15 protein-coding genes are annotated in these 16,632 nt (G+C 66.0%); 4 read left to right on the forward strand and 11 right to left on the reverse strand.

The window, feature by feature from the left end:
• Positions 1-8: 8 nt before the first annotated feature.
• The 11 genes from GPA25_RS13450 to GPA25_RS13500 all read right to left on the reverse strand — a co-directional run bounded on the left by GPA25_RS13450 (position 9) and on the right by GPA25_RS13500 (position 10,787).
• Positions 9-812 (reverse strand): enoyl-CoA hydratase/isomerase family protein, encoded by an 804-nt coding sequence (locus GPA25_RS13450; protein WP_169260921.1) that lies wholly within the window; start codon positions 810-812, stop codon positions 9-11.
• A gap of 16 nt (positions 813-828) precedes the next feature.
• Complete coding sequence (locus tag GPA25_RS13455; RefSeq protein ID WP_169260922.1) at positions 829-1,251, reverse strand: benzoyl-CoA thioesterase; 423 nt, start codon at positions 1,249-1,251, stop codon at positions 829-831.
• A 4-nt stretch (positions 1,252-1,255) separates the two neighbouring features.
• The gene (locus GPA25_RS13460; RefSeq protein ID WP_169260923.1) at positions 1,256-2,026 is read right to left on the reverse strand and encodes an alpha/beta fold hydrolase; all 771 of its coding nucleotides are present in this window, start codon (positions 2,024-2,026) and stop codon (positions 1,256-1,258) included.
• Between the two features lie 155 nt (positions 2,027-2,181).
• On the reverse strand, positions 2,182-2,946 hold the full coding sequence (locus tag GPA25_RS13465) for an ABC transporter ATP-binding protein (RefSeq protein ID WP_211163109.1): 765 nt from the start codon (positions 2,944-2,946) through the stop codon (positions 2,182-2,184).
• 7 nt (positions 2,947-2,953) lie between these two features.
• Entirely contained in the window at positions 2,954-3,712 is a 759-nt protein-coding gene (locus GPA25_RS13470; protein WP_169260924.1) for an ABC transporter ATP-binding protein, read from the reverse strand.
• Complete coding sequence (locus GPA25_RS13475; RefSeq protein ID WP_169260925.1) at positions 3,705-4,673, reverse strand: branched-chain amino acid ABC transporter permease; 969 nt, start codon at positions 4,671-4,673, stop codon at positions 3,705-3,707. Before GPA25_RS13475 ends, GPA25_RS13470 begins: the two co-directional genes overlap by 8 nt.
• Positions 4,674-4,678: 5 nt before the next feature.
• Positions 4,679-5,545, reverse strand: coding sequence for a branched-chain amino acid ABC transporter permease (locus tag GPA25_RS13480; RefSeq protein ID WP_169260926.1), 867 nt, complete (start codon positions 5,543-5,545; stop codon positions 4,679-4,681).
• 75 nt (positions 5,546-5,620) lie between these two features.
• Positions 5,621-6,814 (reverse strand): ABC transporter substrate-binding protein, encoded by a 1,194-nt coding sequence (locus tag GPA25_RS13485; RefSeq protein WP_246265675.1) that lies wholly within the window; start codon positions 6,812-6,814, stop codon positions 5,621-5,623.
• 57 nt (positions 6,815-6,871) lie between these two features.
• Positions 6,872-8,464 (reverse strand): benzoate-CoA ligase family protein, encoded by a 1,593-nt coding sequence (locus GPA25_RS13490; RefSeq protein ID WP_169260927.1) that lies wholly within the window; start codon positions 8,462-8,464, stop codon positions 6,872-6,874.
• 235 nt (positions 8,465-8,699) lie between these two features.
• Complete coding sequence (locus GPA25_RS13495; RefSeq protein WP_169260928.1) at positions 8,700-9,167, reverse strand: 4-hydroxylaminobenzoate lyase; 468 nt, start codon at positions 9,165-9,167, stop codon at positions 8,700-8,702.
• A gap of 42 nt (positions 9,168-9,209) precedes the next feature.
• Positions 9,210-10,787 carry a 3,4-dehydroadipyl-CoA semialdehyde dehydrogenase gene (locus tag GPA25_RS13500; RefSeq protein WP_169260929.1) on the reverse strand — a complete coding sequence of 526 codons (1,578 nt, stop codon included), beginning with the start codon at positions 10,785-10,787 and terminating at the stop codon, positions 9,210-9,212.
• Between the two features lie 320 nt (positions 10,788-11,107).
• Here GPA25_RS13500 and GPA25_RS13505 point away from each other — a divergent pair, with 320 nt between their 5' ends.
• The 4 genes from GPA25_RS13505 to boxA all read left to right on the forward strand — a co-directional run bounded on the left by GPA25_RS13505 (position 11,108) and on the right by boxA (position 16,619).
• Entirely contained in the window at positions 11,108-12,022 is a 915-nt protein-coding gene (locus tag GPA25_RS13505; RefSeq protein ID WP_169260930.1) for a helix-turn-helix transcriptional regulator, read from the forward strand.
• A 29-nt stretch (positions 12,023-12,051) separates the two neighbouring features.
• Positions 12,052-13,722 (forward strand): 2,3-epoxybenzoyl-CoA dihydrolase, encoded by a 1,671-nt coding sequence (boxC, locus tag GPA25_RS13510; RefSeq protein ID WP_169260931.1) that lies wholly within the window; start codon positions 12,052-12,054, stop codon positions 13,720-13,722.
• A 169-nt stretch (positions 13,723-13,891) separates the two neighbouring features.
• A complete protein-coding gene (gene boxB / locus GPA25_RS13515; RefSeq protein WP_169260932.1) occupies positions 13,892-15,313 on the forward strand; it encodes a benzoyl-CoA 2,3-epoxidase subunit BoxB in 1,422 nt (473 codons plus the stop codon).
• Between the two features lie 61 nt (positions 15,314-15,374).
• The gene (gene boxA / locus GPA25_RS13520) at positions 15,375-16,619 is read left to right on the forward strand and encodes a benzoyl-CoA 2,3-epoxidase subunit BoxA (RefSeq protein ID WP_169260933.1); all 1,245 of its coding nucleotides are present in this window, start codon (positions 15,375-15,377) and stop codon (positions 16,617-16,619) included.
• Positions 16,620-16,632: the final 13 nt, after the last annotated feature.

Below are 16,632 nucleotides of genomic sequence, written 5' to 3' on the forward strand. Positions count from 1 at the left end.
GCGGGCGCTCAGAACGGCGAGCCGCTCGGGAAATTCGGGGTGCGGCGCTCGCGTACCGCGGCGAGGCCTTCGCGCACTTCGGGGCCGCCGAAGCCGAGCATCTCCAGCGCGACCGAGTTGTCGAAGATCGGCCCGGCCTGGCGCAGCCAGTTGTTGAGGCTGTGCTTGGTCCAGCGCAGCGCTGTCTGGGGGCCGGCAGCGAGCTTTTTCGCGACGTCGAAGGCGGTGTCGCGCAGGGCGTCGGCGTCGACCGCCATCGACACGAGGCCGATGCGCTCGGCTTCCTCGCCGCTGATCTCGTTCGACAGCAGGAGATGCAGCTTCGCCTTCGCCATGCCGCACAAGAGCGGCCAGATGATCGCGGCGTGATCGCCGGCCGCCACCCCCAGGCGCGTGTGGCCGTCGATCAGGCGCGCGTTCTTAGCCGCGATCGAGATGTCCGCGATCAACGCGACCGCAAGGCCGCCGCCGACGGCCGGGCCGTTGATCGCGGAGACGATCACTTTCGAGCAGTTGATCATGTTGTAGACGATGTCGCGCGCTTCCTTCCACACGCGGGCGCGGTGCTCGAAGTCGTCGACCATCGCGGCGACGAGATCCAGCGTGCCGCCGGCCGAGAAGCCCTTGTCCTGGCCGCGCACGACGATCACCGACACCGCCGGGTCGCGGTCGAGGTCGCGCCAGATGTCGGCGAGCTCGCCGTGGCCGATGGCGTCGGCGGCCGGCAGCTTGCCCGGTTCGCCGAGGATCACCTCGGCGATGCCATGCTCGTGGAGTTCGACCTTCAGGTTCGTGTAGCGGCTGTAATCCATCGTCTGTCCTTCGGTTTCAATCCTTCGGTGCTTGCAGGTAGCGGCTGAAACGCTCGCGCCATTCGTCGTCGATCACCGTCGCGCGCGGGGCGCCGCCGAGATCGGCCCACACCACCGTCTGCTTCGCGCGGAAGCGCACCTGCTCGCCCATCGCCGCCGTCGTGACGATGACCATCGAGCTGCCGCCGATGCGCTCGACATAGAGCGTGAAGGTCAGCTCGTCGCCGTGCATGCTCGGCGCGATGAAGTCGACTTCGAGATGGCGCATGGGCACGCCGCGGCGGATCTCCGCGTGCAGCTTGTAAAAATCGACCCCGATGCCGCGGTCGAACCAGTCCTCGACGACTTCATTGCACAGCACCAGGCACTGCGGATAGAAGACGATGCCGGCTGGGTCGCAGTGGTGGAAGCGGATGGATTTCTTGCATTCGAAGATCATTTTTTCAGTCCAGGATGCGATTGACGAATTCGGCGACCGCCGCGATCACCGCTTCGGGCTGGTCCTTGTGCGGGGAGTGGCGGCAGTCGGCGAGCTTGACCAGTTCCACGTCGCGCGCCTTGGCGGCGATGCGGTCGATCTGGTCCATGGTGCCATATTCGTCGTCCTCGCCCTGAATCGCGAGCACCGGGCAGGCGATGTTCGGGACGTACTCCTCGATGTTCCACGCGCGGAAATCCGGGTGCAGCCAGATGTCGTTCCAGCCCCAAAAGGCGGCGTCGACGTCGGCGTGGTACTTGCCGAGACGCGCCGACAGGTCTGTCGTCTGCCACGCGACCTTGGCCTGCGCGATGCTCGCGACCGAGATGTCCTCGACCAGCACGTGCGGCGCCATCGCGACGACGCCGGCGAGCCGGGTATCGGTGCCGCCGGCGCAGATCAGCGCGATCGAGCCGCCGTCGGAGTGGCCGAACAGGATCGGGCGCTCGATCTCCAGCGCGTCGAGGAGCCGCGGCAGCACGGTCAGGCCTTCCTCGTGCATGTAGCGCACGCTGTACGGCAGTTGCGCCGGGTCGGAGCGGCCGTAGCCGGCGCGCGAATACACCACCGCCTCGCAGCCGCTCGCGTCCGCGACTTTTTGCGGGAAGTCGCGCCACATCGCCACCGAACCGAGCCCTTCGTGCAGGAACACGATGGACGGCGCGCCCTCGCGCGGATGCGACGAGGGCAGCCGGACGTATTCGAGGCGCGTTTCACCGACCAGTATCTGTTTCACATCAGGCCTCCCGCCGGGCCGCCCCAAGGGAGGCCTGCGCCCCCTCGGGGGGGTGAGGCAGGGGTTTCACGGCGCACTGCGCCGCGCCTGCCGAACGGGCCGGCTGTGCAAAGCCGGCCCTCCTCGAAACATGGTGAGCGTGGGGGCTGTTCCATTTATACCCCCAAGTGTTTCTGGATGAGTTCGGGATTATTACGCACCTCCTCGCTGGGGCCGTCGAACACCACCTGGCCCTTGACGAGGATCATCGAGCGGTCGGTCACCGCGGTCACCGCTGCGTGGTTCTTGTCGACGACCACGGTGGCGATGCCGCTGTCGCGGATCTCGCGGATCACGCGCCAGATCTCGCGCACGATCAGCGGCGCCAGGCCTTCGGTGGCCTCGTCGAGGATCAAGAGGTCCGGGTTGGTCATCAGCGCGCGGCCGATGGTGAGCATCTGCTGCTCGCCGCCCGAGAGCTGGCCGCCGCCGTTGGTGAGCCGTTCCGACAGGCGCGGGAAAGTCGCCATCACGCGCTCGAAGGTCCACTCGCGCTGCCCCTCGACGCCGGCGCGCGCCGCCATGATCAGGTTCTCCTTCACCGTGAGGTTGGGGAAGATGCCGCGCCCTTCGGGCACGTAGGCGATGCCCAGGCGCGCGATCTTGTGCGTCGGCCCGCCGGTCATGCGCTGGCCACGCACCAGCACGCCGCCCGCCTTGGGCGTCAGGAAGCCAAGCATGGTGCGGATCAGCGTGGTCTTGCCCATGCCGTTGCGCCCCATCAGGCCCAGCGCCTCGCCCTTGCGGATATTGAAATTGACGCCGTGCAGGATGTGGCTGGAGCCGTAATAGGTATGCAGGCCGATCGCTTCGAGCAGCATTTCGCGCGTGTCGGCGGCCGCGGCGGGGGCAGCAAGTGCCACTTCGTTCACTTTCAGCATCGACATGTCATTCATGCTCCGCCTCATGTCCAAGATAGGCCTGCTGCACGTCCGGGCTGTTGCGGATCTGCTGCGGCGTGCCGGATTCCAGCACCTGGCCGTTGACCATCACGGTGATGCGGTCGGCGACCGCGAACACCGCGTCCATGTCGTGCTCGACCAGCAAGATCGCGCGCGTCGCCTTCAGGCGATTCAACAGCGTGACCATCTGCGCGGATTCGTCCGAACCCATGCCGGCTAGCGGCTCGTCGAGCAGCAGCACCTGGGCGTCGGTGGCGAGCACCATCGCGATCTCCAGTTGCCTTTGCTCGCCGTGCGACAGGGTGCCGGCGATGCGTTCCTCGCGCCCGGCAAGGCCGGCTTCCGCAATCGCGGCCCGTGCCCGTTCGACCGTATCGGCGAGGCGCAGTGCGTCGGCGAACAGCCGCCACGGCCGCGGGTTGCGCGATTGCGCGGCGAGGCGGCAGTTTTCCAGCACCGAGAACTTCGGGAAAATGTTGGTGCGCTGGTAGCTGCGGCCGATGCCGATCTTCGAACGCTGGTGCGAGCCGAGGCCGGTGATGTCCTCACCCTTGAAGCGGATCGTGCCTTCGGAGGGCGGCAGGTCGCCCGACAGCATGTTGATGCAGGTCGATTTGCCGGCACCGTTGGGCCCCAGCAGGGCGTGCAGCACGCCGCGCTCGAGGCTCAGATTGACGTTGTGGTTCGCCGTCAGCCCGCCGAAACGGCGCGTCATGCCTTCGGCGGCGAGCAGAACTTCACTCATTGGTCTTTCCCCCGTTGATGCGCGCCATGATGCGGGCCGGTGTCGCCGTCATGCCGCCGGGCATGAACAGCACCGCGGCGACGATGGTCACGCCCATCAGCAGCTGCCAGTGCTTGGTCATGCCGGTGAAGAGTTCCTGCAGGCCGACCAGCGCGACCGCCCCGGCGATGGCACCGGCAAGGTTGCCCATGCCGCCGAGAATCACCATCAGCAGCACGTCGCCGGACTTGTGCCAGGACAGGTATTCCGGCGTGACGAAGCCGAACAGCACCGCGTACAGGAAACCGGCCAGCCCCGCCAGGGCGCCGGCGAGCGTGAAGGCGGCGAGCTTGTAGCGGAAGGTCGCGTAGCCCAGCGACAGCATGCGGTGCTCGTTGCTGCGGATGCCGACCAGCACGCGGCCGAAGGGCGAGCGCAGCACCAGCTTCAGCAGGCCATACACGAACAGCATCGCGCCGGCGACGAAGTAGTACAGGTGCAGCGGCTCGTTGAGGTCGAACGGCGCCCAGCCGGCGATCGCCGCATCCGGCTTGAAGTTCAGATAGATGCCGTCCGAGCCGCCGCCGAGCGGCGTGTCGTGGAACACGTAATAGGCCATCTGCGCGAACGCCAGCGTCACCATGATGAAATAGATGCCCTTGGTGCGCAGCACGAAGAGCCCGATCACGAAGGCGACGAGCGCGGCAGCGGCGACCGATACCGGCAGCGCCAGCCACAGGCTCGCCGGGTCGTACTTCGGCGTCACCAGCGCCACCGCATAGGCGGCGACGCCGAAGTAGGCCGCGTGGCCGAAGCTCACCAGGCCGGTGAAACCGACCAGCAGGTCGAGGCTCATCGCGAAGATCGCAAGAATCAGGACTTTCGCCAGCATCTCGGTGTAAAAGCCCGAACCGAAAACCGGGAAGGCCAGCACCGCGGCGAGCACCGCCAGCTTGAAGATTGTCGAAACACGGGAATTCATGATTCTTACCCCTTCCTGAAGATGCCTTCCGGGCGCCACAGCAGCACCACGGCCATCACCAGATAGACCATCAGGCCGGCGAGATCCGGCAGCAGCACCTTGCCGAAGGTGTCGGCAAAACCGATCAGCAGCGCCGCGACCAGCGCGCCCCATACCGAGCCGACGCCGCCGATGACGACGATGACGAAGGAAATGATCAGCACGCTCGAACCCATGCCCGGATAGACGGAGGAGATCGGCGCGGCGAGCATGCCGGCGAGCGCGGCGAGCGCGACGCCGAGCGCGAACACGGTGCGGTACAGCACGTTGATGTCGATGCCGAGCGCCTTGACCATGTCGCGGTCGTGGCTGCCGGCGCGGATCATCATGCCCAGGCGGGTGCGCTGGATCAGGTAGTACAGCCCGCCGGCGAGCGCCAGACAGACGACCGAGATCACCAGGCGATACACCGGATAGCTGAGGTTGTCGGACAGCGGGATCGACGCCGAGAAGATCGCGGGAATCGCCACGCCATGCACGTCGTCGCCGACCGCGAGACTGCGCAACTCCTCGAAGATCAGGATCAGGCCGTAGGTCAGCAGCACCTGCTCGAGGTGGTCGCGCTTGTACAGATGCGAGAACAGTAGCCATTCGAGCAGCGCGCCGAAGGCGAATGCGAGCGGCACGCCGAGCGCGATCGACAGCATCAGGTTGCCCGTCATGCTGGTGAGCGCGAACGCGAGGTAGGCGCCGATCATGTAGAAACTGCCGTGCGCCAGATTGATGATGCCCATGATGCCGAACACCAGCGTCAGGCCGCTGGCCACCAGGAACAGCAGCAGGCCGTACTGCAGCGAGTTCAGCACCTGGATCAGGAAGGATACGAAATCCATGAGTCTTCCCCTCCGGGCGCCCTTGCGGGCGTCCGGATACGTAAGGATTGAAGCGGATGGAAGGACTGCGGAGGCTTACATGCGGCAGCCGCGTGCGGGGTCGGCGAGGGCCTTCTCCGCGACGCCGACGAGCTTGTTCTCGCGACCTTCGACCTTGCGCAGGTAGATGTCCTGCACCGGGTTGTGCGCCTTCGACAGCGTGAAGGCGCCGCGCGGACTGTCGACCTTCGCCGTTTCCATCGCCTTGGCTACGACCTCCTTGTCGAACTTGCCGCCCTTCAGGCCTTCGAGACCGGTCTTCAACATCTGCGCCGCGTCATAGCCCTGCACCGCATATACGTCCGGCTGCGCCTTGTAGGCCAGCGCGTAGGCCTTGCGGAAGGCCTGGTCCTTCGGGTTGGTCAGGTTGTCGGCGTAGTGCAGCGTGGTCATCAGCCCCTCGCCCGAGCCGCCCATCGCGTCGATCGTGCCGTCGGTGAGGAAGCCCGAGCCGTACAGCGGGATGCTCTTCTTCAGCCCGGCCGCGTCGTAGTCCTTGACGAACTTGACCGCGCCACCGCCGGCGAAGAACACGAACACCGCGTCCGGCTTGAGCGACGCGATCTCGGTCAGGAAGGGCTGGAACTCGACGTTCGGGAAGGGCAGGTAGAGTTCCTTCGCAATCTTGCCGCCGGCCTTCTCGAAGGCTTCCTTGAAGCCCGCCACCGACTGCTCGCCGAAGGAGTACTTCCAGGTCACCGTGACGACGTTCTTGTGGCCGCGATCGGCGACGATCTTGCCCATCGCGTAGGCCGGTTGCCATGCCGAGAAGGAGCTGCGGAACACGTTCGGCGCGCACAGCGGGCCGGTCAGTTCGTCGGCGCCGGCGTTGGGGATGATCAGCAGCGTCTTGTTGTCGCGCGCAACCTTGGCCATCGCCAGCGCGACGCCCGAATGCACGGTGCCGACCAGTACATCGACCTGGTCGCGCTTGATCAGCTTGCTGGCGTTTTCGGTGGCCTTCGACGGATCGGACTCGTCATCGACGACGAAGTACTCGATCTCGTGCCCGCCAAGCTTGCCGCCATTCTCGGTGACATACTGCTTGAAGCCATTGGTGATCGCGTTGCCGAGCGACGCGTAGGTGCCGGTGTAGGGCAGCATGAGGCCGACCTTGACCTTGTCGGCGGCCTGCGCGGCGAAGGCGCCGAGCGCCGGAATCACGGCGGCGAGCGCCAAGGCGATGGTCTTGCGGACGATGCGGCGGACTTGCGGTTGCGTCTGCTTCATGGTGTCTCCTCCAGTTGTATTGTCGGGGTCGATGCCCCGTGGATAGATTACGGCGATTCAGCGGCCCGCGCCCAGCGCACGCAGCTTGAAACGCTGGATTTTTCCGGTCGCGGTCTTCGGCAGCTCGTCGACGAACTCCATCCAGCGCGGGTACTTGTAGGGGGCGAGGTGCGCCTTGACGTGCGCCTTGATCTCGTCGGCCAGTTGTTCCGACGGATGGACGCCGGGCTTCAACACGATGAAAGCCTTGGGCTTGATCAGGCGCTCGTCGTCCTCGTGGCCGACCACCGCCGCTTCGAGGATCGACGGGTGCTGGATCAGGCAGGATTCGACTTCGATCGGCGACACGTAGATGCCGCTGACCTTGAGCATGTCGTCGTTGCGCCCGGCATAGACGTAGTAGCCGTCGGCGTTGCGCGAATACTTGTCGCCGCTGCGCGTCCACGGCCCCTGGAAGGTCGCGCGGGTCTTCTCGCGATTGTTCCAGTACATGACGGCGCTGGTGGGGCCGGAGATCTGCAGTTCGCCCGGCTCGTCGGCACCTTCGACGACATTGCCTTCGTCATCGACGAGGCGCACCTGGTAGCCCGGCACCGGCTTGCCGGTGGTGCCGTAGTGCACGTCGCCGGGGCGGTTCGACAGGAAGATGTGCAGCATTTCGGTGGAGCCGATGCCGTCGAGAATCTCGACGCCGAAGTGCTCGGTCCAGCGCCGGCCGATGTCCTCGGGCAGCGCTTCGCCGGCCGAGGTGCACATGCGGATCGCCAGCTCGTCGCGCTTCGGGCAGTCGGCATCGGCGAGCATCGACGCGTACAGCGTCGGCACGCCGTAGAAGATCGTCGGCTTGTGTTCGCGCAGGCGCTTGAAGGCCGCGGCGGGCGTCGGCCGTTCGGCCATCAGCACCGCAGTGGCGCCCGCCGCGAGCGGGAAGGTCAGGCCGTTGCCGAGGCCGTAGGCGAAGAAGAGCTTCGCCGCCGAATACACGATGTCGTCCTCGCGAATGCCGAGAATCGGCCTGGCGTACAGTTCGGCGGTGTGGATCAGGCTCGAATGGATGTGCACGGTGCCCTTCGGCGCGCCGGTCGAGCCCGAGGAGTAGAGCCAGAAACAGGGGTCGTCGCAGGTGGTCGGCACGGCTTCGAAGCGGTCGGAGGCGGCTGCCATGAGGCCCGCCAGCGCGTTGTCACCGGCGCCGCCGGCGACGATGACGCGTTCGAGCGTCTCCACCTTGCCGAGCAGCGCGGCGAAGGTGTCGTACAGCGGCGCCGACACGACGGCGATGCGCGCACGGCTGTCGGTGAGCATGTATTCGTAGTCGGACGGGGTCAGCAGGGTGTTGACCGCGATCGGCACGACGCCGGCCTTGATCGCGCCGAGGAACACGGCGGGAAAGTCGATGCAGTCATGCACGCACATCAGGATGCGCTGTTCGCGCAGGATGCCGAGGGTGCCGAGGGCGTTGGCGAAGCGGTTCGCGCGCGCGGCGAGCTCGTCGTAGCTGTAGCGGCCGTTGTCGTCGATGTAGGCGATCTTCGCGCCGCGGCCGGCGGCAAGGTTGCGACCGATGAGGTCGTCGGCCGCGTTGTATTGGCGCGGCAGGGTGATCTGGGGCGGACTGGTGCTGTGGTCCGCTGCGCTCAGCGTGGTCATTGCGTATTCCTCCGTTGGTCCGGTCGGTGCCGGGGGCATTCGTTGCCGGTCTTGTGCCGGCGCTGTTCGATTACGGGGTGCTGTTACGTTTCAAGAAAATCGGGGATGGAACCCGCCCCCGTCGGGAGGCATTCCGCGCCTCGTTGGCGCGCGGCGGACGCCTCGGCACGAAATGCCTCCCGACGGGGGCTGCGCCGTGCCGATTCATGGCGTCGTGCTGCTACGGACATGTTTTTTACTGGCGCGTGAACTCGATCGCGCCCTGCGGCAGCAGATACAGCACGTAGGCGCGGCCGTCGCTGACCGTCGGGCGGTGCACGCTGCCCGGTCCGTAGACGAACCAGCCCGCGCCGTGGCCGTCGAATTTCGCGTCGCCCGCGAGCGGTATGATCATGTCGATCTCGCCGTTCGGGTGCGCATGCTGTGGGCCGACGAGGTCGGCCATCTCGACGACGTCGACGCTGAAGTCGTGGATCTCGGCACAGGGCTTGATGACGCGACCGAACTTGATGCCGCCGTGCTCGCGGTCGCACATCCAGCCGGCCGCGACCGCGTCGCGACAGGCCGCGGCGATGGCCTGGAACTCGGGGCCGTCGGCGGGGAAACGCTCATTGAGGAAGGAGGCGAGCTGGCCGTCGAGCGGCCGGCCGGCGATTGCGCCGGTAACCTCGGCGATCAGCGCCTGGAATTTTTCTGGCGTCATGGTCTGTCTCTCTGTCGGAGTCGGGAGTGCTTTTTTTATAGTTCAGTTGCCGAGCAGCGCGGCATCGGCCGCGTCGCGCGACAGCGCTTCGAGCAGCGCCGGGCCGCCCTGCACCACGCAGCGGCGGTGGTACATCGCCAGTGCACGCAGACCGCCCAGTTCCTCGCCGCCACCGGCGCGCCCGGGGCCGCCGTGCAGGCAGGTGGGCATCACGTTGCCGTGCCCGGTGTGGTTTGCCCCGACCGCGGCATCGACGACCATCACGCGGCCGTGCAGATCCGCGATCGCCGGGACGAGTTCGCCGAGGAAGGCCGTGTCGCCGGAATACACCGACGCCACCAGCGAGCCGCGCCCGCGCCGCGCGATGGCGATCGCGTCGGCGGTGTCGGCATACTGGACAATCGTCGCAACCGGGCCGAACACCTCGACGTCATGCACATGACGCGCGGCGAGACCCTTGTCGCAATACAGCAGCGTCGGCTGCACGAAGGCGGACATGGACGCACAGGCATCGACCGGCTCGAAGTCCGGATCGCCGCCGAACACCGTCTCGCATTCCTCGCGTAGTTTCGCCAGACCTTCGAAGGCCGCGGCCTGCTGCGCACGGCTGACCAGCGGGCCGACACGCACGCCTTCGCTGCGCGGGTTGCCGACCTTGCAGCCGGCGAGCTTGCCTGCGACCGCGTCGGCGAGCGCCCGCGACACGCCGGACGGCGCCAGGATGCGGCGGATCGCGGTGCATTTCTGCCCCGCCTTGATCGTCATCTCGCGCACGATCTCCTTCACCGCGAGATCGAACTCCGCGCTGCCGGGCTGCGCGTCGGGCCCCAGGATCGCGGAATTGACGCTGTCGGCCTCGATATTGATGCGTACCGAGTTGGCGACGACTTGCGGGTGCGTGCGCATGCGCGCCGCGGTGTCGGCCGAACCGGTAAAGGACACGACGTCGCACTCGCCAACGTGATCGAGCAGATCGCGCGCCGAGCCGCACACGATCGACAGCGCGCCTTGCGGCAGGATGCCCGCCTTGACGACGTCCTCGACCATGCGCTGGGTGAGCCACGCAGTCGGCGTCGCCGGCTTGATGAACACCGGCACGCCGGCGAGCAGCGCCGGGGCAGCCTTCTCCCACAGGCCCCAGGCCGGGAAGTTGAACGCGTTGATGAACACCGCGACACCGGTCAGCGGCATCAGGAAGTGCTGGCCCTGGAAGACGTCGGTCTTGGCCAGCGCGACGCGCGCCCCTTCCTTCAGATGGCGCGCGCCGCCGAGCGACTTGCCGGCGCGCACATAGCTTTTCAGCGTGAAGATCGCGCCATCGATGTCGAACGCCGCATCGGCTTCGGTCGAGCCGGAGTTGCGCAGCGCGATGTCGAAATATTCTGCACGTTTGGCAGTCAACACTTCGGCGATCGCGCCGAGCATCGCCGCCCGCGCTTCATATGTACTGGCGCGCAGCGCGGGGCCGCCGGTGCGCCGGGCGAACTCCAGCGCACGTGCCACATCGACGCCCTCGGACGACACGCTGACCAGCACCTCGCCGGTGACCGGGTCCGTCAGCGCAATGCCTTCGCCGGCGCCTTCGACCCATTGTCCGTATACATGATTGGCCAGTTTCACCTTGTCTCCTCTGTGTTCCTGCATCGTGGTCTGCGCCCGATGCTGCGATTCGGCAGTCGCGCCTGCAGCGCAACCCTGTGGATATAGAATACACGCGCAAAATCCTTCGTCAAGCACTTTACTTCCACTTTTTTTGATTTGCCGCGCATCAAGCTGCAGTTTGCGCCATTAGAAACCCATACAGCCCCGAATAACATGAACTATTTATGAACTCTAGTGCACTGCACAATGTAAAAACTGCACTTTAAGTGTTGACGTATCGAAATCGCTGCACTATTGTTCAACTCACCGATGCAGCCCGCTGCACGAAAGGAACCCAAATGAGCCTCAGCTCCGAAACCGAATCGCTCCAGCAAGATGCCCGTCCGGCCGCCGACGACGCCGTCGTCGCGACTGACGGCAATATCCTGCCGACGCTCGGCAGACGGGTGCGTGAGATCCGCGACCGCCGCGGCATGACGCGCAAGCTGGTGGCCCGCGAGGCCGGCGTCTCCGAACGCCACCTCGCCCACCTCGAAGCCGGCGACGGCAACGTGTCGATCGTGCTGCTGCACAACATCGCCCGCGCCCTGAACGTCTCGCTGATCGAATTGCTGGCACCGGAAACCGAGGACACCGTCGAGAAGCGCCTGATCCGGCGCTTTCTCGAGCGCCTGCCGCAGCACCGCCTGGAAGAAGTGGTGTTTCGCCTGATGCGCGACTTCGGCCATGAGGAAGCCGTGCGGCGCAAGCGCGTCGCGCTGATCGGTTTGCGCGGCGCCGGCAAGTCGACGCTCGGCAAGCGCCTCGCCCAAGAGGAAGGCATGCCCTTCATCGAACTGGATCGCGAGATCGAAAAGGAAACCGGCATCCCGGCGCGCGAAATCTTCTCGCTGTACGGCCAGTCGGGTTACCGCCGCATCGAGAAGCGCACCTTGGAACGCGTGATGCGCGAGCACCCGCGGGCCGTGATCTCGGTCGGCGGCGGCGTGGTGGCGCAACCGGAAACCTTCGAAATGCTGCTGTCCAACTGCCTCACGGTGTGGGTCAAGGCGCAGCCGGAAGAACACATGGCCCGCGTGATGGCCCAGGGCGACATGCGGCCGATGGCAGGCAACGACGAGGCGATGGAGGATCTCAAGCGCATCCTCGAGGCGCGCCTGCCCCTCTACGCCAAGGCGGACACCGTGCTCGACACCTCGGGCGACACGGTGGACCAGAGTTTCATGAAGTTACGCCAGCTCGTCTTGAGCTGAGCCCCATACAGAGAGAGAGGAGACAGACAATGGAAGCAGTCGCGAACAAGCAGGCAGCCGTGCAACCGGTGGATTACCGCACCGACCCGTCGAAGTACCGTCACTGGTCGCTCGCGACCGAAGGCGAGATCGCCACGCTGACGCTCAATATCGACGAAGACGCCGGCATCCGCCCGGGCTACAAGCTGAAGCTCAACTCGTACGACCTCGGCGTCGATATCGAGCTGCACGACGCCTTGCAGCGCGTGCGCTTCGAGCACCCCGAAGTGCGCACCGTCGTCGTCACCTCGAGCAAGCCGAAGATCTTCTGTTCCGGCGCCAACATCTACATGCTGGGCCTGTCGACCCATGCCTGGAAGGTGAATTTCTGCAAATTCACCAACGAGACGCGCAACGGCATCGAGGATTCCAGCCAGTACTCGGGCCTCAAGTTCCTCGCTGCGTGCAACGGCACCACCGCCGGCGGCGGCTACGAGCTGGCGCTCGCCTGCGACGAGATCGTGCTGGTGGATGACCGCAACTCCTCGGTGTCGCTGCCCGAAGTGCCGCTGCTGGGCGTGCTGCCCGGCACCGGCGGCCTGACACGCGTCACCGACAAGCGCCGCGTGCGCCGCGACCACGCCGACATCTTCTGCACCATCTCCGAAGGCGTGCGCGGCAACCGTGCCAAGGACTGGCGCCTGGTCGACGACGTGGTCAAGCAGCAGCAGTTCGCCGAGCATATCGCCAACCGCGCGAAGGCACTCGCGAAGACCTCCGACCGCCCGGCGGGCGCCAAGGGCGTGCAGCTCACCCGTATCGAGCGCACGGTCGACGACAAGGGCTACCACTATGAATTCGTCGATGCCGCGATCGACGCCGCCGCCCGCACCGTCACACTGACCGTGCGCGCCCCGTCGGCCGTCACCGCGAAAACCGCCGCCGAGATCGAAGCCCAGGGCGTGAAGTGGTGGCCGCTGCAGATGGCGCGCGAACTCGACGACGCGATCCTCAACCTGCGCACCAACCACCTCGACGTCGGCCTGTGGCAGCTGCGCACGACGGGTGACGCCCAGACCGTGATCGACATGGACGCGACCATCGTCGCCAACCAGGACAACTGGTTCGTGCGTGAAACGCTCGGCATGCTGCGCCGTACCCTCGCCCGCATCGACGTCTCGTCGCGCAGCCTGTACGCGCTGATCGAGCCGGGCTCGTGCTTCGCCGGCACGCTGCTGGAAATCGCCCTGGCCGCCGACCGCACTTACATGCGCGACGACGCGGATGCCGCCAACCGCATCGGCCTGTCGGCGATGAACTTCGGCCCGCTGCCGATGGTGAACGGCCTGTCGCGCATCGCCGCGCGCTTCTACCAGGAAGAAGGCCCGATCGGCGCAGTCAAGGCGAAGGAAGGCAGCGTGCTGTCCGCCGCCGAAGCGCTGGAACTGGGCCTCGTCACCGCGATTCCCGACGACCTCGACTGGGCCGACGAGATCCGCATCGCGATCGAGGAACGCGCCGCGCTGTCGCCCGACGCACTCACCGGCCTCGAAGCCAACCTGCGCTTCGGCCCCGTGGAGACGATGAACACGCGCATCTTCGGGCGGCTCTCGGCCTGGCAGAACTGGATCTTCAACCGCCCCAACGCGGTCGGCGAGAACGGCGCGCTGAAGCTCTTCGGTTCGGGCAAGAAGGCGCAGTTCAACTGGGAACGCGTGTAACACCCGCACAGGAATCGCTCATTTAATCCCGCTCCCGCCGCGCGGCAAGCCGTCCCGCAGCCGTTGCCGCCGGCGCCTTGGCGCGGCGTGGAGTCGAAAGCAGCGAAGCAAGACCCGGTAAGCCACGCACGGCGACCGGCTCATACGATAAATCTGGAGGAGTACAGACATGATCAACTACAGCGAACGCATCCCGAACAACGTCAATCTCTCGGAAAACAAGACCCTGCAGCGCGCCCTCGAACAGTGGCAGCCGTCCTTCCTGAACTGGTGGGACGACATGGGCCCGGAGAACTCGACCGACTACGAGGTCTACCTGCGCACCGCCGTCAGCGTCGATCCCAAGGGCTGGGCCGACTTCGGCCACGTCAAGATGCACGACTACCGCTGGGGCATCTTCCTCGCACCGCAGGAAGGCCAGAAGAAGATCACCTTCGGCGAGCACAAGGGCCAGGACGTGTGGCAGGAAGTGCCGGGCGAGTACCGCTCGACCCTGCGCCGCATCATCGTCACCCAGGGCGACACCGAGCCGGCATCGGTCGAGCAGCAGCGCCACCTCGGCCTGACCGCACCCTCGCTGTACGACCTGAGGAACCTCTTCCAGGTGAACGTCGAGGAAGGCCGCCACCTGTGGGCGATGGTCTATCTGCTGCACGCGCACTTCGGCCGCGACGGCCGCGAGGAAGGCGAAGCGCTGCTCGAGCGCCGTTCGGGCGACGCGGACAACCCCCGCATCCTCACCGCCTTCAACGAGAAGACGCCGGACTGGCTGTCCTTCTTCATGTTCACCTTCATCACCGACCGTGACGGCAAGTTCCAGCTCGCCTCGCTCGCCGAATCGGCCTTCGATCCGCTGGCGCGCACCTGCAAGTTCATGCTGACCGAGGAAGCGCACCACCTCTTCGTCGGCGAATCCGGTGTCGCCCGCATCATCCAGCGCACCTGCGAAGTGATGCAGCAACTCAAGACCGACGACCCCGCCAAGCTGCGCGCCGCCGGCGTTATCGACCTGCCGACGCTGCAGAAGTACCTCAACTTCCACTACAGCGTCACCAGCGACCTGTACGGCGCCGAAATCTCGTCGAACGCCGCGACCTACTACACGAACGGCCTCAAGGGCCGCTTCGAGGAAGAGAAGATCGCCGACGACCACACGCTGCAGAACTCGGAATACGAGGTCATGGATGTCGCCGGCGACAAGATCCTGACCCGCCACGTGCCGGCGCTGTCGGCGCTCAACGAGCGTCTGCGCGACGACTGGATCACCGATGTGCAGGCCGGCGTCGACCGCTGGAACCGCATCCCGGCCAAGTTCGGCTTCGACTTCCGCTTCACGCTGCCGCACAAGGGCTTCCACCGTCGCATCGGCATGTTCGCCGGTTCGCATATCAGCCCGGACGGCCGCCTGCTGTCGGAAGCCGAATGGACGCACCAGCACAACAGCTGGCTGCCGACCGAGAGCGACCGCCTGTACGTGCATTCGCTGATGGGTCAGTGCGTCGAGCGCGGCAAGTTTGCGAACTGGATCGCTGCCCCGGGTCGCGGCATCAACAACCAGCCCGTTGATTTCGACTACGTCCGCTTCAACTAAGCTATCGAGAAGAACGGGGACGGGCACCAGCCCGTTCCCCGCCCAGTGGAGAGAGACAGCCATGAACGCGCCCGCAGAGCACGCCAGCATTGCCAGGCAACACCTGATCGACCCGGAAATCTGCATTCGCTGCAACACCTGCGAAGAGATCTGCCCCGTCGATGCGATCACCCACGACACCCGCAACTACGTCGTGAACTTCGACACCTGCAACGGCTGCCTGGCCTGCATCTCGCCCTGTCCCACCGGCGCGATCGATTCATGGCGCAACGTCGAACAGGCCAAGCCCTTCACGCTGACCGAACAGTTTTCCTGGGATCTGCTGCCCGACACCACCGCGCTCGACCAGCTCGAAGCGACCGTCATGGGCGCGGCGGAACTCCCCGCCGTAGTGCAGCAGATTACCGAAGTCGCGACCGCCGGCCAGGGCGGCCCGGCGCTGGCCCCATGGTCCGCGTCGCACCCCTACGTGAATATCTACTCGCCCGCCAGCCCGGTGACGGCGACGGTGACCGGCAACTACCGCCTCACCGCCGACGACGCCTCCAGCGACATCCACCACATCGTGCTGGATTTCGGCACGACCCCCTTCCCGGTGCTCGAAGGCCAGTCGATCGGCATCATCCCGCCGGGCACCGACGAGCGCGGCAAGCCGCACCTGCTGCGCATGTACTCGGTCGCCAGCCCGCGCGACGGCGAGCGCCCGCACTACAATAACCTCTCGCTGACGGTGAAGCGCGTCACCGAGGACCATGAAGGCAAGCCCGCGCGCGGCGTCGCGTCGAACTACGTGTGCGACCTCAAGAAAGGCGACAAGGTGCAGGTCACCGGCCCCTACGGCGCCACCTACCTGATGCCGAACCACCCCGGCTCGTCGATCATGATGATCTGCACCGGCACCGGCTCCGCGCCGATGCGCGCGATGACCGAGCGCCGCCGCCGCCGCATGAACCACAACGAAGGCGGCGAACTGCTGCTGTTCTTCGGCGCCCGCGCGCCCGCCGAGCTGCCCTACTTCGGCCCGCTGCAGAAGCTGCCGAAGGACTTCATCGAGATCAACTTCGCGTTCTCGCGGGTGCCCGGCGAACCGAAGAAATACGTGCAGGACTCGATCCGCGAGCGCGCCGACAAGGTGTTCGCGATGCTCAACGACGACAACTGCTACATCTACATCTGCGGCCTCAAGGGCATGGAAGCCGGCGTCCTGGAAGCCTTCCGCGACATCTGCCGCGCGAACGGTGCCGACTGGGACCAGCTGCGCCCGCAGTTGCTTTCGAAGGCTCGCTTCCACGTCGAGACCTACTAAGACCCACGCCGCC

Origin of the sequence: Aromatoleum diolicum, from assembly GCF_012910955.1 — a bacterium.
GTDB classification, from domain to species: Bacteria; Pseudomonadota; Gammaproteobacteria; order Burkholderiales; family Rhodocyclaceae; genus Aromatoleum; species Aromatoleum diolicum.